Source organism: Ochrobactrum sp. C6C9 (genome assembly GCF_022627935.1).
Taxonomy (GTDB): domain Bacteria; phylum Pseudomonadota; class Alphaproteobacteria; order Rhizobiales; family Rhizobiaceae; genus Brucella; species Brucella teleogrylli.
The window spans coordinates 168,530-188,955 of the sequence record NZ_JABXGB010000004.1; the positions used below are offsets into that span (position 1 = coordinate 168,530).

A 20,426-nucleotide genomic window follows, 5' to 3' on the forward strand; every position below is an offset into this window, starting at 1 on the left:
TTCGTTGCGCTGCCAGTCGGGTTCTGTTGTGTTGAGGGTTTTAAAAGGCTGTGGTGCCGGACGGCTTGAAAACCGAAGCCGGATTGTCTGAATTGTGAAAGGAGGGTTCAGCTATGAACCGCGCTCCGCCACAAAAGCGCCATTGGCTTTGAGGAAATTGAAATCCCCGTTCGGCTAACTTGAGGCGGGCATTGATATCGCTGCATAGGTGAACCCCTCCTGACGAAACTCCCATTTTCGTGGTGGCGATAAGATGCGGGACGCGAATTTCAATCGCCATAGATCCACGTTAAAAAGTTTAATTCTTTGAAATTATTTGGAAAAGACGGTCCGCGGCTGCGTAAGTCCGCAAAATTTGTGCAAAAATCTGCGTGACTTTACGTTGGATATTGCATAATTCTGCACAAATGAAGATGTCCCGAAACGCGGTGAAACTCCTGCTTCTTGCTTTTGCTATTATATTGGCGGCGGGTTTCTGGACGGCTGCAAAACTATGGACGGAGCAGGGCGCGACCGAACGGTTGCGTCAGAACGCAACACTTGTTGCGCGTCAGCAAACACGTCTGATCGACAGTGAGCTGGCCAAGTTTCGTCTCCTTCCTGTCGCGTTGAAGGAATATAGCGATCTGCGGGATGTGCTGGCAGGCGGGGCGCAGGACGCCGTCGCGCGCTTGAATGCCAATCTCGGTTTTCTGGCCCGTGAGATCGGCTCGCCTATCATCTATGTCATCGGCCGTGACGGTGTCGTTATTGCCTCATCGAATGCAGGCACGCCGGAAAGCTTTGTTGGACGCAACTATAGCTATCGCCCCTATTTTCAGGGCGCCATGGCTGCCGGTGACGCCGAATATTACGCCATCGGCGATCTGAGCGGACGTTTTGGTCTTTTCCTTTCCAGGCGCATCGGTGATCAGACCAATCCGGTCGGCGTGGTGGTGGTGAAATTTGAGTTTCACCGGTTGGTCACTACATGGACGAACGATCCGGGTCAGACCTTTGTGATTGATCCACGCGGAATCATTCTGGCGTCGACCGATATGCCGGAAGCGCTGCGGTCTTTCCAGCCGATTACCACCGCCGAACGGACGAAAATTCTCCAAAGCGGGCAGTTCCATGCCGCCGATCTCCAGCCGAGCCGTTATGCTTTTGAGTCTGGAGGGGTGATGCGCGGACCTTCCGGCGATCCGTTCGTCGTCGTTGAAGAACCCATTGCCGGGACCGCGCTGAAACTGGTCCATATCGAGCCGACCGCACCGTCCATGCAGGCGGCCCATGATCTGGCGCGACTGATCACCGTTGCGGCGATGCTGGTGGTGTTTTTGCTTGCCGCTGCCGTCTACTGGCGCATGACGCACGCTGCGCGTGCAACTGCTGATCGCGCTGCGCTGGAAAAAGCTGTCGCCGAACGCACGGCGGAACTAAGTGCCGAGATGATCGAGCGCGAGCGCGCCGACAAGCGCTTTCGTGATGCCCGTGAGGAGTTGGCGCAGGCAAACAGGCTGGCCTCGCTTGGCTCGATCACTGCGGGCCTTGTGCATGAAATCAATCAGCCGGTCGCGACCATCCGTACGCTGACCGAGAATGCGCAGCACTATCTGTCCAAGGGCAAGCTCGACAAGGTTGCCGCAAATCTGACGACCTCCGTCGATCTGACGGCGCGCATCGGCTCCATTACGCAGGAGATGCGCCGCTTTGCCCGTCGACGCGGCAGCGTTGCGCGTCCGATACCACTGAACGAACTGGTCGATGGCACGATGGTGTTGATGGGCGACCGTTTTCGCAATGCCAATGTACCGCTGGATATGCCGGAGCAATCAGAATTGATGGTGTTCGCCTGCCGTATCCGCTCGGAACAGGTGCTCGTCAATTTGCTGCAAAACGCGCTCGATGCGGTGACGGCGCAGCCCGATCCGCATGTCGCAATCATCATCGAGCAAGACGATGAACAAGTGTCGTTGATCGTTGCAGATAACGGTCCGGGTATTGATCCGGAACTGGATGATGAGATTTTCAGCCCCTTTGTCACCGGCAAACCGGACGGGCTTGGTCTTGGGCTCGGTATCGCGCGCGATCTGATGACGGAACTGGAGGGAACGTTGCTGGTCGTTCCTTCACCACTGGGTGGTGCGGCTTTTGCTGCGACGTGGAAGCGGGTGCATAAGGACGGTGAGCATGACGGAAAGTGAACCCTTGCGCGTGATGCTGGTCGATGACGATGCGCCGTTTCGCACGGCCCTTGCGGATTCCTTCGAGATTGCCGGGATCGATATTGAAACCCACGGCGATGGCCAGTCGGCGCTTGCCGATCTGACCGCCGATTTTCCCGGCGTTGTCGTCACCGATATTCGGATGCCGCGTATCGATGGCCATGCCGTTATGGAAGCGCTGCTGGCGCGTGACCCCGAATTGCCGGTCATTCTGATGACAGGCCATGGCGATATCGGCATGGCCGTCACGGCGCTCAAGAAGGGCGCCTTCGATTTTATTGCCAAACCCTTTGCAGCCGATCACCTGATTTCCAGTGTGCGCCGTGCGCTGGAAATGCGCCGTCTGGTTCTGGAAAACCGGCGTCTGCGCCGTGCTGCGGCGGAAGCCGAGCAGGATTATCCATTGCTGGGCGAAACGCCGGTCATGGTGCGGCTGCGCGACACGATTCGCCAATTGGCGAGCGTCGATGTTGATGTACTGATCGAAGGCGAGACTGGTACGGGCAAGGAACTTGTCGCCCGACTGTTGCATCGCTGGAGTGCGCGCCATGCGCGCGGCTTCGTTGCGATTGATTGCGCTGCGCTCCCCGATGCGGTTGCAGATGACGTCCTGTTTGGCAATCGTATTCAGCGCGGCAGGGTTGCCGATGCTGATCGGGGTACGCTCTTTCTTGACGAGATCGACAGCATGTCGGTCAACCTGCAAGGCAAGTTGCTGCGGGTTGTGGAGGAGCGCGAGTTGCCTTCGCTGACCGGAGAGCCTCGTGCTGTCAATCTGCGGGTGATTGCGGCCGCCAAAGGCGATCTGGACGGTGCCGTTGCAGCGGGGCGTTTTCGCTCTGATCTTTTCTATAGGCTAGAAACGGTGCGGTTGCGCATTCCGCCCTTGCGTGAACGCCGCAAGGATATAGGTCTCCTTTTTGCCTATTTTCTCGACGAGGCCGCCAGCCAGTTCGGGCAACCGCGCCCCGCAATCGATGCAGCCATCGAGTCACGGCTCCATTCCGACGACTGGCCGGGCAATGTGCGCGAGCTGCGCAATTATGCCAAACAGGTGGTGCTTGGCTTGCGGCATGACCCTGAACATGAACCGAGCACATTGCCGTTATCCGAACAGATGGATCGGTTCGAGGAAGGGGTCATCCGCGCCACGCTCGAACGATGCAATGGCGATGTGGGCGTTGCTGCTGAAGTGCTGCAACTGCCGCGCCGTAGTCTCTATGCAAGGCTGCAAAGGCACGACATCGATGCCTCGTCGTTTCGTCGTCGCGATTGACGTATTCGCCCACCGACGCGCGTTTTCCGCAACTATCTATTGACCGATTTTTAACTTAGACTACTATATATAGTGTTCTAGGTTCTTTCGATTCGATGGGTCGAAAGCTAAGAGGGAATTCGGTGAGTCGCCGCCATGAAGTTTGAGACGAAGCCGAAGCTGCCCCCGCAACTGTAAACGGTGAGTTCTTGTTGATCATGTCACTGGCGTAAGCTGGGAAGACCGACAAGGGCGCTAACCCGTGAGCCAGGAGACCTGCCTTGAGCAATGAACGTCCACGGGCGGGGTGTCCGGTTGGTGTGCAGTCATTGAGGCGAGTTGTGCTTCTTGCCGATTGTTACCCCGAATACCCGCTCACTAGCTTCGGGGTGAAGTCCATGTCTGACACATTGTCCAGTTTGTATTGTCCTTTCAGTTCAGGACCACCTTTCCAGAGGTGATTTTGCGCGGTCCAGTGGTGCTCATGCATCGCTGACTTTCCCCATTTTGTCCGTCTTCACGCGCATGTCCCGTGCGCGAACGATCTTTTATGCGCATCTGTCCCCCATACGGCGGACGGGTCCCAGTCAGCTTGCGCCCAATCCAGTGAGGAAGAAATGAACGTTACCGTCTATAGCAAACCCGCTTGCGTCCAGTGCACCGCAACAACCCGCGCCCTCGACCGCCAGGGGATCGATTATCAGGTCATCGACATTTCTGCAGATATGGAGGCTTTCGATCTCGTGACGGGGCTGGGTTACCGGCAGGTGCCGGTCGTCGTGGCCGGTGAAACCCACTGGGCCGGTTTTCGCCCGGATATGATCAACGGCCTTTCGTGACCGTGGCTTTGCATGAGTTCTGCAATGGGTCTCCTTGTCTATTTTTCCAGTCGCTCCGAGAACACGCACCGTTTCGTAGAGCGGCTTGGAATGCGCGCGAGGCGCATTCCCATCATGCAAAGGGATGAGGACACAAGCCCGTTGCAGATAGACGAGCCATTCGTGCTCATGACGCCCAGCTATGGCGGCGGTGGAACCAAGGGGGCGGTGCCAAAGCCCGTCATCCGCTTTCTCAACAATGCGGGCAATCGCTCGCTGATCCGCGGCGTGATCGCCGCGGGCAACAGCAATTTCGGCGAAGCTTTTGGCATAGCCGGCAAAATAATCTCCGCCAAATGTCAGGTTCCCTATCTTTATCGCTTCGAGCTTTTGGGAACCGATGAAGACATTGGCAATGTCAGGAACGGGATGGAACGATTTTGGACACGGCAGACACAACCCTGATCCGCGAGCGCGGTGCAGAGCCGATTGCGGAGGACGCGCCACAAGCGGCAGCGTCGAACAGCCCCAAGCCCGTCAAATCTACGGACGGGCTGGACTATCATGCGCTGAACGCAATGCTCAATCTCTATGACGATGAAGGCAACATCCAGCTGGACCGTGACCGGCAAGCTGCGCGGCAATATTTTCTTCAGCACGTCAACCAGAATACGGTCTTCTTCCATAATCTGCGGGAGAAGCTGGATTATCTGGTGGCCGAAAACTATTACGAACAAGCCGTGCTCGACCAGTATTCCTTCAATTTCGTGCGCGATCTTTTCGATGAGGCCTATGCGAGAAAGTTCCGTTTCCCGACATTTCTGGGCGCCTTCAAATATTACACCAGCTACACGCTGAAAACCTACGACGGGAAGCGCTATCTGGAGCGCTATGAAGACCGCGTCTGCATGGTGGCGCTGGCATTGGCGCGCGGCAGCGAGCAACTGGCGCGTGACCTTGTCGATGAGATCATTTCCGGTCGCTATCAGCCTGCAACGCCGACATTCCTCAATGCGGGCAAGAAGCAGCGCGGCGAACTCGTGTCCTGTTTCCTGTTGAGGGTGGAGGACAATATGGAGTCCATTGGACGTTCCATCAATTCCGCATTGCAGCTTTCCAAGCGCGGTGGCGGCGTGGCCTTGAGCCTGACGAATATTCGCGAATCCGGCGCGCCGATCAAGCAGATCCAGAACCAGTCTTCGGGCATTATTCCCGTGATGAAGCTTCTGGAGGATTCATTCTCCTACGCCAACCAGCTTGGCGCACGACAGGGAGCCGGTGCGGTTTATCTCCATGCCCATCATCCCGATATCATGCGCTTCCTCGACACCAAGCGCGAGAATGCCGATGAGAAAATCCGTATCAAGACCTTGTCGCTCGGTGTGGTGATCCCGGATATCACCTTTGAACTCGCCCGCAACAATGAGGATATGTATCTCTTTTCGCCTTATGACGTGGAGCGGGTCTATGGTCAGCCGCTGACCGAGATTTCGGTCACGGAAAGATATCGTGAAATGGTCGATGATGCGCGCATCCGCAAGCGGAAGATCAACGCGCGCGAATTCTTCCAGGTTCTGGCGGAAATCCAGTTTGAGTCCGGCTATCCCTATATCATGTTCGAGGACACGGTGAACCGCGCCAACCTGATCGACGGGCGCATCACCATGAGCAATCTCTGCTCGGAAATTCTGCAGGTGAGCGAAGCCAGCATCTTTAATGAAGACCTTTCCTATGCCCATCTCGGCAAGGATATTTCGTGTAATCTGGGGTCGCTCAACATCGCAGCCGCGATGGATTCAGTGGATTTTGGAAAGACCATCGAGACCTCCATTCGGGCGCTGACGGCGGTTTCTGATATGAGCCATATCAGCTCGGTGCCGTCTGTCGCGCGCGGTAATGATGAAAGCCACGCCATCGGCCTTGGTCAGATGAACCTGCATGGCTATCTGGCCCGTGAGCGGATTTTCTACGGTTCGGAAGAAGGGGTGGATTTCACGAATATCTATTTCTACACCGTGACTTACCACGCTCTGCGTGCTTCCAACCGCATTGCCGTCGAAGCGGGCAAATCGTTCAGCGGTTTTAAAAAATCCAAATATGCGTCAGGTGAATATTTCCACAAATATACGGATCAGTGTTGGCAGCCCGCGACCGAAAAGGTACGTGAGATTTTCGAAAAGGCAGGCATCGCGATCCCCACGCAGGATGACTGGCGCGATTTGAAAAAGGCGGTGATGGAGGGTGGCCTCTACAACCAAAACCTACAGGCCGTGCCGCCGACCGGGTCTATCTCCTATATCAATCACTCCACCTCTTCGATCCATCCGATTGTGTCCAAGATCGAGATCCGCAAGGAAGGCAAGATCGGTCGCGTCTATTATCCGGCCGCATTCATGACCAACGATAATCTTGATTACTACCAGGACGCTTATGAGATCGGGCCGGAAAAGATCATCGACACCTATGCGGCTGCGACCCAGCATGTCGATCAGGGTCTGTCGCTGACCTTGTTCTTCCGCGACACGGCCACGACCCGCGACATCAACCGCGCCCAGATCTATGCCTGGAAGAAAGGCATCAAGACGATCTACTACATCCGGCTGCGCCAGATGGCGCTTGAGGGGACACAGGTGCAAGGCTGCGTTTCCTGCGCCTTGTAAGTTCCAGATGTGACCAGAGGAAATCCAATGAACATGCAATTCAAAACCGGCAAGGAAAAGACCCCGGGTCTCGTGCGCGCCATCAACTGGAACCGCATCGAAGACGACAAGGATCTGGAAGTCTGGAACCGATTGACGGGTAATTTCTGGCTACCGGAAAAGGTGCCGCTCTCCAATGATATCCAGTCCTGGGAAACGTTGAAGCCGCAGGAAAAGCAGCTGACGATCCGTGTCTTCACGGGTCTGACCCTGCTGGACACGATCCAGAACGCCGTCGGCGCAGTGGAGCTGATGGAGGACGCGGCAACGCCCCATGAGGAGGCGGTGCTTTCCAACATCGCCTTCATGGAAGCGGTCCATGCGCGCTCCTATTCTTCGATCTTCTCCACGCTTTGTCTGACACCGGATGTCGATGACGCCTATCGTTGGTCGGAAGAAAACGAGTTCCTGCAACGCAAGTCCGAACTGATCCTCGAACAGTATCGTGCGGATGATCCTTTCAGGAAAAAGATCGCCAGTGTGTTTCTGGAGAGCTTCCTGTTTTATTCGGGTTTCTATCTGCCGATGTTTTGGTCGAGCCGCGCCAAGCTCACCAATACGGCGGATCTTATCCGGCTCATTATCCGCGATGAAGCCGTACATGGCTATTATATCGGCTATAAGTTCCAGCATGCGCTTGAAGTGCTGGGCGAAGCGCAGAAGCAGGAAATCAAGGACTTTGCTTTCGAGCTGCTGCTTGAACTGTACGATAATGAGGTTCGCTATACGGAAGCGCTTTATGACGGCGTCGGCTTGACCGAAGACGTCAAGAAGTTCCTGCATTATAACGCGAACAAGGCGCTGATGAATCTCGGTTATGAAGCGTTGTTTCCAGCTGAGGCCTGTAAGGTCAATCCGGCTATCCTGTCAGCACTTTCGCCGAATGCTGACGAAAACCACGACTTCTTCTCCGGTTCGGGCTCTTCCTATGTCATCGGCAAGGCCGTGGCGACAGAGGATGAAGACTGGGAGTTTTAAGTCCGCTCCGCGAAGGCTGGCCAGCTTTCCAGATCGGCCTCAAGTTTGCGAAACTGACCATCAAGGATGGTCAGTTTCGTGCTCTAAGAAATAGCAAAGTGGATGCTAGGCTCGTGCTTTCCGATTGGCTCTCGCTCGGTCTCGCGAGCGCGTGTAGATCCAGTCAAGGACGAGCATTACGAGCAGGGACGCTCCCACGAGTGGGAACACAATTCCGCCAATCACGAGAATAAGCAACAGTCCCCGGAATACCCGCCTGTCACCCGGCATCGGCGGAACGCCAAGAGAGCCTTCGGGACGCCGCTTCCACCATATAACCCCGGCAGAAACCGCCAAGAGCACGATGCCAATACAGGCAAGCGCCAGGATAATCTGGTTGGCGAGACCGAACTGCTGGCCCATATGGGTATTAATTCCCCATTCCAGCGCTTTTCCAAGCGGCCCATAGTCTGCATAGCTCATATCGATCAAAACATTTCCTGAATATTGATCGAGGTGGACAACCCGTTGTTGCGACAGATCATCAGGGTAGACCGATCCGGTAAATACACCCGTCGGAGTTGTTGGAATATTGACAGCGTAACCGTGATGAAGCCCAAGATCGTCAAATTTTGCCACGGCTTTATCAAGGCCGATGGAACTCATTTGGTCATGGTCGCCCGACGACATGGGAACCTGCGCCTGTTCAAGCGACCAGCTTGTTTTGGCAATATGATCCAGGTGTTCATCGGACATAGGAACGGCAACACGGACGCCAGCAGGATATCCGAAATTGTTGCCATTCGCCCATTCGTTTACCTTCCCACCCCACACGCCAGACCATGGCATTCCTGTAACGGCAAGGAAAACGATAAAGAAACCAACAACGATACCGGTTACCGCATGCGTATCTCTCCAGAACACACGTTTTGATGGGGTGCCCCGCACGCTCACAACACCGCCGGACTGCTTTCGTGGCCACCAGAGATAAATTCCGGTTCCCACCAGAAGTATCGCCCATCCCGCGGCAATCTCAATCGCCATTCTGGCGTAGGACCCAAAATATTTCAGACTGTGCAGATATCGGACTGTCCACATCACTGTGCCACGATCAGGCAACGATCCAAGCACACTTCCCGAATAAGGGTTTACGTAGACAGCGACCTTCCCATTGTCCGGCGTGCTTACTGTTATCTCGGCAGAGCTGTTCGGGCTTGCCGGATCGGTAAATTTGATCGCGGTTCCCGGTACAGCTTTGAGAGATGCTTCCACCATTGCCGATGGAGAAACTTTTGAAGTTTCCTGAACTTGGACGCGCTTGAGGTCGGCGTGAATGATCCCGTCGAGTTCGTTCTGAAACAGGTACAGAGCACCTGTTATTGCTAATGTGATCATAAAGGGAAGGACAAGCAGACCGGCATAGAAATGCCAGCGCCAAACGGCACGATAGAGATCGGATGGGGCGGATGCGAAACGCGCCGCGCCTTGGGTGTCTTCAGACATTGCAATTCTCCTGAATTCCATGTGGCGGGTTGCGCCAGGTGAACTGTTCAGGAGATTGGCGGCGGAGCTCTGGCTTCAGAATAGAAACTTGATTGTGGACTGGAGGCTGCCGAAATTACTGAATATCGGACCAGACTGGTGCTGCGAATGGGCTCTTGAAAAGACGCCTGGGTGGGTGTCAGCGCAACTTGCAGGGCACTCGATGCCAGTCGGCAAAGAGAAGCACACGGGCAATCACCAGATTTGGACGGCGTTTTGTGGTCATCTTCATTGGCTTGCAGATGAACTGCTCCGGCGGTCGAGCAGATTACTCCGAATACATTCTCGTATTCACTTCCGGCCATGGCGCTGCGTGTGAAGCCCGACAGCATTCCCTGAAGCATCAAAAACGCGCAGATAAACGCCACAAAGGTGGTCGCAATCTGATTATCACGTAATGATGCTCTGAGTGCTTTCATCCTCCTTCGTTGCCACAACTTCGGCACATAGTCACTGCGGCAGAGTCGTTGAAATTGAATTGACAAACTTTGCCAATGCACAATGTAAGCCAAAGAAGGGAGACTTAAATGGCAACCATGAACGTATCGCTCCCTCATCCGATGAAAGAATGGGTTGAGGCGCAGGCAAAGACAGGACGCTATTCAAACGCGAGCGACTATGTGCGCGGTTTGATCCGTAGAGATCAGATGCGCAGCGATAAAATTGCCGCTATGCAGCACTTCGTTGACGAGGGCTTGCAAAGTGGGGCCGGGACCCGATCCCGAGACGAACTCTTCGCCGCAGCAGTTGCGAACGCTGAAAATTTTTCTGATCGCAAATAATGCAACTCAAGCTCTCTGTTCACGCAGAAGTAAAAATGGCGCTTCCAGGAGTGGCAAGCCTTTATCTATGAAGAACGATGGTAGCCTTCACAGCTGCCGCCGCACGGTTCTCGACCCCAAGTTTAATATAGATTTGCTCCAGATGCTTGTTCACAGTGCGAGCGCTCAGGTCGAGAATAGTGCCGATGTCACGATTTGTTTTTCCATGGGCCACCCAAAGCAAAACATCGCTTTCCCGCGCCGTCAGGCCAAAGTGACGGCGTAGCATGTCCTGTTCGCCGTTTTCGCTGATCGCAGTCAGCCGGAACAAAAACTCATTGGGACCGGTCGAACCGAGATGCGCCAGTTGCAGGGATATCTGCCCGTTGGTCGTGACGAATTCCGGGCTATCGTTGGAGATATCTTTTCGGTCCCGTGCCCGTAGCAACTCGGCGCATTTTTGCTTCAAAAGCAGCTGGCCGTTCCCATTCTCACTGGCACTATCCATGAGGCGCATCGCCTGCGGCGTGGACCAGAGAATGGCGCCGTCACGGTCCACCGCAAACAGATGTCTGCCACTGGCGTCGAGCGCGACGCGGGCACTCTGCACGGAGCGGGCATTGGTGAGATGCACCCTTATGCGCGCCCGCAGCTCATCGATATTGATGGGCTTGGTCAAATAGTCGACACCGCCCGCTTCCAGCGCATGGACGATATGTTCGGTTTCTGTCAGGCCGGTCATGAATACGATGGGCACTTGCGAGATGGCTGGATTTGCCTTGAGCCGGCGGCAGGTCTCGAACCCGTCCATTCCGGGCATAATTGCATCCATCAGGATCATGTCCGGTGTGATACGTTCAGCAATGCCAAGCGCAGCGCTGCCGGATGTTGCGATCAGCACGGAGTAGCCAGCCTGTTCCAGCGCTTCGGTCAGGAAGCCGAGCGTCTGCGGAGAATCGTCAACGATAAGAACCGTGTCGCGGGGAAGAACGCTCATGGCCGGTTATCCATTTTCTGCTCCAGATTGCGCAAGAACATATCGTAGCCCGACATGTTGAAGGCGCGTATATATTCGCGCGCGTTGTCGACGAAGGGTTGAAGGTGTTCATCCTGCGCCAGAAGGGCGAGCTTGGCTTCGATGCCGCGAACATAGCCGATCTCCCCCAGACGGATCAGTTCCTGCAAATCGGCAATCGCGGGGCTGTTGATGCTTGTAGCGCGCGACTGCAGCTTTTTTTCCTGGTTCTCTTCGTAAACCCAGTCGATACCCAGATGCACCGCCAGTTTGGCGTGAATTTGCCGGATATCGAATGGTTTCGTCAGCGTGTCGTTATGCGCATTGTCCGGCAGGCTGTCGGGCCGGGTGCCATCGCCGATATTGGCCGAGAGCATGATGATCGGCACACTCTCGCCTTTCTCGCGCAGGCGGGTCACCAGTTCCCAGCCATTCATCTGCGGCATTCGGATGTCGATAAAATAGAGGTCGGGACGAATACCTTCGATCAGTGTTAGGCATTCCGTCCCGCTTTTGGCAGTCAGTACGATGAAATCAAGCGGCGTCAGGATTTCACGCATCAGCGCGCAATGATCGTCATTGTCATCGACCACAATGAGAGTGCGGCGCGGGCCGGTATAGTTTTGGATTTTTCGCGTCGGTGCGGCCAGATTGATCGGGCGGTCGATGGCGCCCAGCATCAATCGAACCTGAAATGTGGACCCCTTGCCATAGGCGCTGGTGACGGAAAGCTCACCGCCAAGCGTATTGGTCAGGAGTTTGGTGATGGTCAGGCCGAGACCGAGGCCCGGCAGATGGCGGGTATGTTCGGCCTGGCCGCGCTGGAAGGGTTCGAAAACGCGCTCAAGGTCCTTGTCCGCAATGCCGCGTCCGGTATCCATGATCCTGAAGGTGGCGACCTGATTGCGATAGGCAATCTCCAACGCGACTTCCCCTTTCTCGGTGAACTTGATCGCATTGGTGAGCAGATTGACTAGAATCTGACGCAGGCGCTTTTCGTCAGTGCGAACATATTGCGGCAGCGCTTCGGCCTTGCGGTAGTGGAAATTTATGCCCTTGGCTTCCGCCTGCGGCTTCAACATGTCGATGATCTGGTCGAGAAAATCATGCAGATTGATTTCGTTGGAATAGACCTGCAAATGGCCGGTTTCGATTTTGGATATATCGAGAAGCCCGTCGATCAGGCCCGAAAGGTGATCGGCGCTGCGGCGGATCAGCTTGATCGAAGGCTGTCGGGCTGGGGGAATCGTTTCGTCGCGCTCCAATATCTGGGCGTAACCCAGCACCGCATTCAGCGGCGTTCGCAATTCGTGGCTGAGGCCAACGACATAGCGGCTTTTGGCCCGGTTGGCGGCTTCCGCATTGTCTTTGGCCTGTTGCAGCGCCGCGTCGGTTCTTTTGTGCGCGGAGATTTCCTTTAAAAGAAGTGCGGTTTGTCGCGAGGATTCCTCTTCCGCAACGATGCGGCTGTCATGCGCCAGCACATAGAACCAGCAGACGATGACGGCGATCAGTGCCAGAACGAAAAACACAATCAGGATCGTGCGATTGACGACCTGCGCAGTTTCCGGCGATGCCGCGCCCGCATGATAGGCGACGAGCGCAAGGATGGTAGCGAGAAATGCCATGGAAACCGCAACCGTCACGGCATAGCGCCCGAGCCGCGTCGAAAGCTTTTCGATGACGGCGGCGGGCAGCAGCGCATTGGCTACTTTGGCGCTTTGGGCGCGCAGATGCGCTTTCGGTTTGCAAAGATCGTGGCAGCGGCTGTCGAGCGAACAGCACAGCGAGCAGATCGGGGCCGCATAGGCCGGACACCAGGCCATGTCCTCCGGCTCGAAATCATGCTCGCAGACCGAACAGGTGATAGCGAGCTTGCTTTGCCAGCTTTGGCGGGGCTTGCGGGCGAGGTAATATTTGCCGCCTGTTTTCCACGCGATCAGCGGTGAAACGATGAAGGCCACCAGAAGCGCGATGAAAGGCGCAAGTGCTGCGGCCATGGTGCCAAACGCCCCGAAATGGGCGGCCAATGACGCGAATGATGCAATGGCCATGGTGCCGGTGCCAACCGGGTTGATGTCATAGAGATGAGCGCGTTTGAATTCGATACCGGGCGGCGACAGGCCAAGACGTTTGTTGATGAAGAGATCGGCGGAAATCGTGGAAAGCCAGGCCATGGCAACGATGGAGAAGACGCCGAGCGTCTGTTCCAGCACCTTGTAAATGCCAAGCTGCATCAGAAGAAGGCCGATACACACATTGAACACTAGCCAGACGACGCGCCCGGGATGACTGTGCGTCAGGCGGGAAAAGAAGTTAGACCACGCAAGCGATCCGGCATAGGCGTTCATGACGTTGATCTTCAGTTGCGAGACCACGACGAAGGCGACGGTCAACAGCAAAGCCGCCGTATGGGACGGGATCATATAGCCGAAAGCCGTCAGATACATATGCGCCGGATCGGCTGCGACATCGGCGGGAACACCGGCACTCAGCGTGAGTACCACCAGAAACGATCCGGCCAGCAGTTTGGGCGCGCCGAGCACGACCCAGCCGGGACCGGCGAGAAAGACCGCGATCTTGTGCCGCCATTTGCGTTGGCCTTCAGGGGGAAGAAAGCGCAGGAAATCGACCTGTTCGCCGATCTGCGCCATCAGTGCCAGAATGACTGCCGAAGCGGCGCCGAACTGCGTCAGCACGAAGGGCGCGCTGTCGCCGCCGGTAAAGCCTGCCTGAATGCCGGAGAAGGTCAGCCAGAGGTCGAATTTTTCCCAATCGACCAATGCGATGAAAATGAAGGGCAGAATATTGAGCGCGATCCAGAAGGGCTGGGTGGCGATCTGGAAGCGGCTGATCATGCGTACGCCATAGGTGACGAGCGGTATGACCACGACGGCGCTGATGACATAGCCGATCCACATCGGGATGCCGAAGGCCAGTTCCAGAGCGCCCGACATGATGGAAGCTTCGATGGCGAAGAGCAGGAAGGTGAAGGTCGCGTAGATGAGCGAGGTGACGGTCGATCCGATATAGCCAAAGCTCGCGCCGCGTGTCAGAAGGTCTATGTCGACGCCGTGGCGTATCGCGTAGCGGCTTATCGGCAGGCCGACCGCCAGCATGACGAGGCTTGCGACGATAATGGCGGCTACGGCGTTGCTGGTGCCGTAGGATAGCGTGATCGCGCCACCGATGGCTTCGAGCGCGAGGAAGGAAATCGCGCCGATGGCGGTATGGGCAATGCGATTGGACGAAAAGCGGCGCGCGCTTTTCGCGGTGAAGCGCAGCGCGTAATCTTCCAGCGTTTCATCCGCGACCCAGCGGTTATATTCCCGTCGGACCGGGATGATGCGTTGCCGCGCTGCCATGCTGCTCCATTTCCCCTCCGGCACCTTGCTGTGCCGTTTTAAAGAGAGATAGCAGGTAATTCTATGAATGCATATTTCACCCCGGTAACTACGTCATTTAACGTATAAGGAAACGGCTCCCTCTCCCCAATAGTTGGCAGTAACCCGAAAAATCGGGACCAACCAACAGAGAGGGACACGCAATGACATTCCGGTCGCAGATGCTTGCCGCACTTTTTGCAAGCGCGCTCACCATCCCTAGCCTTTCTGGCGCACTCGCCGAAGAAGACACGATCAAAGTCGGTATTCTCCATTCGCTGTCGGGCACGATGGCGATCTCGGAAACGACGCTCAAGGACGCCATGCTGATGCTCATCGAAGAGCAGAACAAGAAGGGCGGCCTTCTGGGCAAGAAGCTTGAGGCTGTCGTTGTCGATCCGGCTTCGGACTGGCCGCTTTTTGCGGAAAAGGCCCGCCAGCTCATTTCGCAGGACAAGGTTGCGGCCGTGTTCGGCTGCTGGACCTCGGTGTCGCGCAAATCGGTCCTGCCGGTCTTCAAGGAACTGAACAATATCCTGTTCTATCCGGTGCAATATGAAGGCGAGGAATCCGAGCGCAATGTGTTCTATACCGGTGCGGCACCCAACCAGCAGGCCATTCCCGCCGTAGATTACCTGATGGAAAACGAAGGCGTCGAACGCTGGGTTCTGGAAGGCACCGACTATGTCTATCCGCGCACGACCAACAAGATTCTGGAAGCCTATCTGCTGTCCAAGGGCGTGAAGCCAGAAGACATCCGCGTCAACTACACGCCGTTCGGTTTCTCCGACTGGCAGACGGAAGTGGCGGCAATCAAGGGTTTTGGCGGTGCAGGCAAGAAGACCGCCGTGGTTTCGACGGTCAATGGCGATGCCAATGTGCCGTTCTATAAGGAACTCGCCAATCAGGGCGTGAAGGCGGAAGATATCCCGGTCGTGGCCTTCTCGGTCGGTGAGGAAGAACTGGCCGGTATCGACACCGCGCCGCTGGTCGGCCATCTCGCAGCCTGGAACTATTTCCAATCCGTCGATAATCCGACCAACGCCAAGTTCATTGAAACCTGGCGCGCTTATACCAAGGACGACAAGCGCGTCACCAACGATCCGATGGAAGCATCGTTCATCGGTTTCAACATGTGGCTGAAGGCCGTCGAAAAGGCCGGAACCACGGATCAGGATGCGGTGATCGACGCGCTGGTCGGCGTTTCCGTACCTAATCTTTCGGGTGGCTATTCGACAATGATGCCGAACCATCACATCACCAAGCCGGTGCTGATCGGCGAAATCCAGTCCAACGGTCAGTTTGAAATCGTCAGCCAGACGCCGGGCCTGATCGTCGGTGACGAATGGTCCGATTATCTGCCGGATTCCAAGAACCTGATCTCCGATTGGCGCAAGCCGATGTCCTGCGGCAACTTTAACGTCGAAACGGGCAAGTGCGGCGGTCAGGGCGGGTCCTGATAACGGGGGATGCAGAGGGCGGGCAGAACGGGCCCGCCCCTTGCAATCACAATAGAGAATGCAGCTATTATTGAGGAAATCAGCCATGGAGCGCCGGATACGGGCCGTCCTGCTCGTCATGTCCGTCCTGTTTGCCGCACTTGCGACGACAGCCCGGGCGGATGAATTTCAGGGGCTTGTCGATGCGTTGGGCAAGGCGAATTTTGCCCAGATGCAGGAACGAATTTCCGAGCTTGCGGGCACCGGCGACACGCGCGTCGTGCCTGTGCTGAACGCGCTTGGCGATGGCGATCTTTATGCACGCAAGTCGGATGGTCGTGTCTTCATCACGAAAGCATCCGGCGCTAATTTCCAGCTTACCGATCCGGTCGGCGGTGAAGCGGCGGGCGAGGCGCCCAAAGCCGCGATGGACAAGGTCAAGGTCAATAATTCCGTCCGCCGCGCGGTTCGCACGGCCTTGGGCGGTCTCACGCTGATGAGCCCCAACCGGGCCGAACGGCTGAAGGCTGCGGAGATCGTTGCCGCAAGCGCCGATGCGGATGCGCTTGAGCCGATCGAGGCGGCACTGGCCAAGGAACAGGACGACGCGATCCGCGCCCTTCTGGAAAAGGCGCAGGCTGCGGCGCTGCTGGCATCGGACCGTCCGGTTGCCGACAAGCTCAAGGCGACGCAGTTTCTTCAGGACAATGGCGATCGTTCCACTTTGTCGGTTTTGAATGCCGCCCGCGCCAATGCGCAGCCAGAGCTTGCCGCCGCGCTCGATACAGCCATCGGTCATATCGAACAAAGGCAGGCTTTCTGGGACGCCGGGCAGAATGTCTGGTACGGGCTGTCGCTCGGCTCCGTCCTGCTGCTTGCGGCCATCGGCCTTGCCATTACCTTCGGCGTCATGGGCATCATCAACATGGCGCATGGCGAAATGGTCATGCTGGGCGCCTATGTCACTTTCATGGTGCAGGAGGTCATCCGCACCAGCTATCCCGGCCTGTTCGACTGGTCGCTGGCCATCGCCCTACCATTGGCGTTCCTGTTCACCGCGCTGGTCGGTCTGGTGATCGAGCGCGGCGTCATCCGGTTTCTCTACGGGCGTCCGCTTGAAACATTGCTGGCGACCTGGGGCATTTCACTCATCCTGCAACAGGCCGTGCGCACGGTGTTCGGACCGACCAATCGTGAAGTCGGCAATCCATCCTGGATGTCGGGTGCCTTTGAACTCGGCGGCATGACCGTGACCTGGAACCGCCTGTGGATTATCGTGTTTTCGCTGGCCGTGTTCTTCACGCTGCTGGCGGTCTTGAAGCGGTCGAACTTCGGCCTGCAAATGCGCGCCGTCACGCAGAACCGCCGCATGGCGTCGTCAATGGGCATTCGCACGCCTTATGTCGATGCTTTCACCTTTGCGCTCGGTTCCGGTATTGCCGGCATGGCGGGCGTGGCCCTGTCGCAGATCGATAATGTGTCGCCCAATCTCGGGCAGGGTTATATTATCGACAGCTTCATGGTGGTGGTGTTCGGCGGTGTCGGCAATTTGTGGGGTACACTCGTCGGCGCCTTCTCGCTCGGTATATTGAACAAGTTCCTCGAACCTTATGCCGGCGCGGTGCTCGGCAAGATTCTGGTGCTGGTCCTCATCATTCTCTTTATCCAGAAGCGCCCGCGCGGTTTGTTCGCTCTCAAGGGCAGGGCGGTGGAAGCATGATCACGGCATTTCTGTTCAAAAAACTCGACCGCGGTGTCTTTATCGCTGCTGCAATCCTGATCGCGGCTGCACTGGTCATTCCGGCTCTCAATCTGCTGACGGGGCCGGATCATCCGCTGCATGTGCCGACCTATATGGTGTCGCTCATCGGCAAATATCTGACCTATGCCATGCTGGCGCTGGCGCTTGATCTGGTCTGGGGTTTCTGCGGTATTCTCTCGCTCGGCCATGCCGCCTTCTTCGCACTCGGCGGTTATGCCATGGGCATGTATCTGGTGCGGCAGATCGGCGCGCGCGGCGTCTATGGCAATCCCGGCCTGCCGGATTTCATGGTGTTCCTCAATTGGAAGGAACTGCCGTGGTACTGGTTCGGCTTCGATCATTTCTGGTTTGCTTTGCTGATGGTGCTACTGGTGCCGGGGCTGCTGGCTTTCGTCTTCGGCTGGTTCGCCTTCCGCTCCCGCGTCACCGGTGTTTATCTGTCGATCATCACGCAGGCGATGACCTATGCCCTGATGCTGGCCTTTTTCCGCAACGAGATGGGTTTCGGCGGCAATAACGGCCTGACCGATTTCAAGGATATTCTGGGTTTCAACATTCAGGCAGACGGTACGCGCGCCGCACTCTTCGCTGCTTCCGCACTCGTGCTGGCCGTCGCGCTGATCTTCAGTTCGGCAGTCGTCAAATCGAAATTCGGCAAGGTGCTGGTCAGCGTGCGCGACGCGGAAAGTCGCACGCGTTTTCTGGGCTACCGTCCGGAAAACTACAAGCTCTTCATCTTCACGGTTTCGGCGATAATGGCGGCGGTGGCGGGCGCGCTTTATGTTCCGCAGGTCGGCATCATCAATCCGGGCGAATTCACGCCAGCGAATTCTATTGAGGTTGTGATCTGGACGGCCGTGGGCGGACGGGCAACACTGGTGGGGCCGGTGATCGGGGCCGTGCTGGTCAATTTCGGCAAGAGCGTCTTCACAACGGCTTTCCCGGAAATGTGGCTGTTCGTGCTCGGCGCGCTCTTCGTTGCCGTTACCCTGTTCCTGCCGAAAGGGATTGTCGGCACGTTCCGCGCCTTCATGGCGTCGCGCAAACCGGCAACCACCCCATCCGGCGATGAGGCCAAACTGCAAGCAACGGCTGCGGAGTGAGAGATATCATGACCGAAAGCACCAACAGCCTGCTCTATCTCAACGGCGTATCCGTCTCGTTCGATGGATTCAAGGCGCTGAACTCGCTATCCTTCGTGATAGAGCCCGGCGAGCTGCGCGCTATTATTGGCCCGAATGGCGCGGGCAAAACCACGATGATGGATATCATCACCGGCAAGACCAAACCGGATGAGGGCGAAGTCTTCTTCGAGGGCAATATCGATCTGACCAGGAAGGATGAGGCCGATATCGCCCAGATCGGCATTGGCCGCAAATTCCAGAAGCCGACCGTATTCGAGAGCCACAGTGTCTGGGACAATATCGAGCTTGCGCTGGACCGCAAGCGCGGTGTGTGGGCGACATTGCTCTACCGGCAGGACAAGGCGGATCGCGAGCGCATCGAAGAAATATTGAAGACGGTGCGGCTATGGGCGCGGCGCGACGAACTCGCCGCCAATCTTTCGCACGGGCAGAAACAATGGCTCGAAATCGGCATGCTACTGGCGCAGGAGCCCAAGCTTCTGCTGGTCGACGAGCCAGTGGCGGGCATGACGGATGCCGAAACCGCCGAGACGGCCATTCTCCTGAAGGAGATCGCCAAAACACATTCGGTCGTGGTGGTGGAGCACGATATGGGCTTCATCCGCGAGCTGGGCGTCAAGGTGACCTGTCTCGCAGAAGGCAGCGTGCTTGCGGAAGGGTCCATCGATTTCGTCAGTTCCGATCCGAAGGTGATCGAAAATTACCTTGGGCGCTAGAAAGGCTACAGATGTTGAGCGTTGAAAATGTGAGCCTTCACTATGGCGCGGCGCAGGCCCTGCGCGGGGTGTCGCTGAAGGCAGAAGCGGGGCGCATCACCTGTGTTCTGGGCCGCAACGGTGTCGGCAAGTCCAGCCTGCTGCGCGCCATTACCGGGCAACAGGCGCTGAGCGGCGGGCATGTCGTGTTCGACAATGAAGACATGAAGGGCCTGCCGCCCTATGCGCGCGCCAGCCGGGGTATGGGTTATGTTCCGCAGGGGCGCGAGATTTTTCCGCTTTTGACGGTGAAGGAAAACCTCGAAACCGGCTACGCCTTGCTCAAACGCTCCGAACGCTTCATTCCCGACGAGATATTCAATCTCTTTCCGGTGCTGAAGGATATGCTGCCGCGTCGCGGCGGCGATCTGTCCGGCGGCCAGCAGCAGCAATTGGCAATCGGTCGCGCCATGGTGCTGAAACCGCGCATTCTGGTGCTCGACGAACCGACGGAAGGCATCCAGCCTTCCATCATCAAGGATATTGGTCGCGCCATCCGCTATCTGCGCGATTCCACCGGCATGGCCATTCTGCTGGTCGAACAATATCTCGATTTCTGTCGCGAACTCGCCGACCATGTTTATATCATGGACCGTGGTGAGATCGTTCTGGACGGTCCAGCGGAGGTTCTCGACACACAAAGGGCGCGGAACCATCTCATGGTTTAGAGAGCGATGATGAATTGTGT

General features: G+C 56.7%; 16 protein-coding genes and 1 riboswitch. Of the genes, 12 read left to right on the forward strand and 4 right to left on the reverse strand.

Features of this window, described 5'->3' with window-relative positions; translation table 11 throughout:
* Positions 1–407 precede the first annotated feature (407 nt).
* From HWD97_RS04700 to nrdF, 6 genes are all read left to right on the forward strand, one after another.
* On the forward strand, positions 408–2,186 hold the full coding sequence (locus HWD97_RS04700; protein WP_371834801.1) for an ATP-binding protein: 1,779 nt from the start codon (positions 408–410) through the stop codon (positions 2,184–2,186).
* A complete protein-coding gene (locus tag HWD97_RS04705; protein WP_371834802.1) occupies positions 2,173–3,483 on the forward strand; it encodes a sigma-54-dependent transcriptional regulator in 1,311 nt (436 codons plus the stop codon). The genes HWD97_RS04700 and HWD97_RS04705 overlap by 14 nt, the downstream gene beginning before the upstream one ends.
* Before the next feature lie 62 nt (positions 3,484–3,545).
* A riboswitch (cobalamin riboswitch) is annotated at positions 3,546–3,761 on the forward strand.
* Positions 3,762–4,079: 318 nt separating this feature from the next.
* Positions 4,080–4,301 carry a glutaredoxin-like protein NrdH gene (gene nrdH, locus HWD97_RS04710; RefSeq protein WP_109366291.1) on the forward strand — a complete coding sequence of 74 codons (222 nt, stop codon included), beginning with the start codon at positions 4,080–4,082 and terminating at the stop codon, positions 4,299–4,301.
* A gap of 24 nt (positions 4,302–4,325) precedes the next feature.
* Positions 4,326–4,745 carry a class Ib ribonucleoside-diphosphate reductase assembly flavoprotein NrdI gene (gene nrdI / locus HWD97_RS04715; protein WP_371834834.1) on the forward strand — a complete coding sequence of 140 codons (420 nt, stop codon included), beginning with the start codon at positions 4,326–4,328 and terminating at the stop codon, positions 4,743–4,745.
* On the forward strand, positions 4,721–6,940 hold the full coding sequence (gene nrdE, locus HWD97_RS04720) for a class 1b ribonucleoside-diphosphate reductase subunit alpha (RefSeq protein ID WP_371834803.1): 2,220 nt from the start codon (positions 4,721–4,723) through the stop codon (positions 6,938–6,940). Before nrdI ends, nrdE begins: the two co-directional genes overlap by 25 nt.
* A 27-nt stretch (positions 6,941–6,967) precedes the next feature.
* The gene (gene nrdF / locus HWD97_RS04725) at positions 6,968–7,957 is read left to right on the forward strand and encodes a class 1b ribonucleoside-diphosphate reductase subunit beta (RefSeq protein WP_371834804.1); all 990 of its coding nucleotides are present in this window, start codon (positions 6,968–6,970) and stop codon (positions 7,955–7,957) included.
* A 105-nt stretch (positions 7,958–8,062) separates the two neighbouring features.
* Here nrdF and HWD97_RS04730 read toward each other — a convergent pair whose 3' ends face one another.
* On the reverse strand, positions 8,063–9,439 hold the full coding sequence (locus tag HWD97_RS04730; protein ID WP_371834805.1) for a PepSY-associated TM helix domain-containing protein: 1,377 nt from the start codon (positions 9,437–9,439) through the stop codon (positions 8,063–8,065).
* 47 nt (positions 9,440–9,486) lie between these two features.
* On the reverse strand, positions 9,487–9,897 hold the full coding sequence (locus HWD97_RS04735) for a DUF2946 family protein (protein WP_339442198.1): 411 nt from the start codon (positions 9,895–9,897) through the stop codon (positions 9,487–9,489).
* Positions 9,898–10,005: 108 nt separating this feature from the next.
* On the opposite strand from HWD97_RS04735, the gene HWD97_RS04740 reads away from it, so the two are divergent.
* Positions 10,006–10,260, forward strand: a complete 255-nt coding sequence (locus tag HWD97_RS04740) for a type II toxin-antitoxin system ParD family antitoxin (RefSeq protein WP_283735655.1) — start codon at positions 10,006–10,008, stop codon at positions 10,258–10,260.
* 61 nt (positions 10,261–10,321) lie between these two features.
* Here the strand turns inward: HWD97_RS04740 and HWD97_RS04745 are convergent, their stop codons facing one another.
* Both HWD97_RS04745 and HWD97_RS04750 read right to left on the reverse strand, forming a co-directional pair.
* Complete coding sequence (locus tag HWD97_RS04745) at positions 10,322–11,236, reverse strand: response regulator (protein ID WP_371834806.1); 915 nt, start codon at positions 11,234–11,236, stop codon at positions 10,322–10,324.
* Positions 11,233–14,619, reverse strand: a complete 3,387-nt coding sequence (locus HWD97_RS04750; RefSeq protein WP_371834807.1) for an ATP-binding protein — start codon at positions 14,617–14,619, stop codon at positions 11,233–11,235. The genes HWD97_RS04745 and HWD97_RS04750 overlap by 4 nt, the downstream gene beginning before the upstream one ends.
* 200 nt (positions 14,620–14,819) lie before the next feature.
* Here HWD97_RS04750 and urtA point away from each other — a divergent pair, with 200 nt between their 5' ends.
* From urtA to urtE, 5 genes are all read left to right on the forward strand, one after another.
* Complete coding sequence (urtA, locus tag HWD97_RS04755) at positions 14,820–16,097, forward strand: urea ABC transporter substrate-binding protein (RefSeq protein WP_371830842.1); 1,278 nt, start codon at positions 14,820–14,822, stop codon at positions 16,095–16,097.
* Between the two features lie 85 nt (positions 16,098–16,182).
* Entirely contained in the window at positions 16,183–17,796 is a 1,614-nt protein-coding gene (gene urtB / locus HWD97_RS04760) for an urea ABC transporter permease subunit UrtB (protein ID WP_371834808.1), read from the forward strand.
* Positions 17,793–18,941, forward strand: coding sequence for an urea ABC transporter permease subunit UrtC (urtC, locus tag HWD97_RS04765; RefSeq protein ID WP_371834809.1), 1,149 nt, complete (start codon positions 17,793–17,795; stop codon positions 18,939–18,941). The genes urtB and urtC overlap by 4 nt, the downstream gene beginning before the upstream one ends.
* An 8-nt stretch (positions 18,942–18,949) precedes the next feature.
* A complete protein-coding gene (gene urtD, locus HWD97_RS04770) occupies positions 18,950–19,699 on the forward strand; it encodes an urea ABC transporter ATP-binding protein UrtD (RefSeq protein ID WP_371834810.1) in 750 nt (249 codons plus the stop codon).
* An 11-nt stretch (positions 19,700–19,710) separates the two neighbouring features.
* Positions 19,711–20,406 carry an urea ABC transporter ATP-binding subunit UrtE gene (urtE, locus tag HWD97_RS04775; protein WP_371834811.1) on the forward strand — a complete coding sequence of 232 codons (696 nt, stop codon included), beginning with the start codon at positions 19,711–19,713 and terminating at the stop codon, positions 20,404–20,406.
* The last annotated feature ends 20 nt before the right edge of the window (positions 20,407–20,426 follow it).

Coding starts and splice junctions, on each gene's coding strand:
- HWD97_RS04700 (WP_371834801.1), top strand. CDS start 408: ATGAAGATGTCCCGAAACGCGGTGAAACTCCTGCTTCTTGCTTTTGCT.
- HWD97_RS04705 (WP_371834802.1), top strand. CDS start 2,173: ATGACGGAAAGTGAACCCTTGCGCGTGATGCTGGTCGATGACGATGCG.
- nrdH (WP_109366291.1), top strand. CDS start 4,080: ATGAACGTTACCGTCTATAGCAAACCCGCTTGCGTCCAGTGCACCGCA.
- nrdI (WP_371834834.1), top strand. CDS start 4,326: ATGGGTCTCCTTGTCTATTTTTCCAGTCGCTCCGAGAACACGCACCGT.
- nrdF (WP_371834804.1), top strand. CDS start 6,968: ATGAACATGCAATTCAAAACCGGCAAGGAAAAGACCCCGGGTCTCGTG.
- HWD97_RS04730 (WP_371834805.1), bottom strand. CDS start 9,439: ATGTCTGAAGACACCCAAGGCGCGGCGCGTTTCGCATCCGCCCCATCC.
- HWD97_RS04735 (WP_339442198.1), bottom strand. CDS start 9,897: ATGAAAGCACTCAGAGCATCATTACGTGATAATCAGATTGCGACCACC.
- HWD97_RS04740 (WP_283735655.1), top strand. CDS start 10,006: ATGGCAACCATGAACGTATCGCTCCCTCATCCGATGAAAGAATGGGTT.
- HWD97_RS04745 (WP_371834806.1), bottom strand. CDS start 11,236: ATGAGCGTTCTTCCCCGCGACACGGTTCTTATCGTTGACGATTCTCCG.
- HWD97_RS04750 (WP_371834807.1), bottom strand. CDS start 14,619: ATGGCAGCGCGGCAACGCATCATCCCGGTCCGACGGGAATATAACCGC.
- urtA (WP_371830842.1), top strand. CDS start 14,820: ATGCTTGCCGCACTTTTTGCAAGCGCGCTCACCATCCCTAGCCTTTCT.
- urtB (WP_371834808.1), top strand. CDS start 16,183: ATGGAGCGCCGGATACGGGCCGTCCTGCTCGTCATGTCCGTCCTGTTT.
- urtC (WP_371834809.1), top strand. CDS start 17,793: ATGATCACGGCATTTCTGTTCAAAAAACTCGACCGCGGTGTCTTTATC.
- urtD (WP_371834810.1), top strand. CDS start 18,950: ATGACCGAAAGCACCAACAGCCTGCTCTATCTCAACGGCGTATCCGTC.
- urtE (WP_371834811.1), top strand. CDS start 19,711: ATGTTGAGCGTTGAAAATGTGAGCCTTCACTATGGCGCGGCGCAGGCC.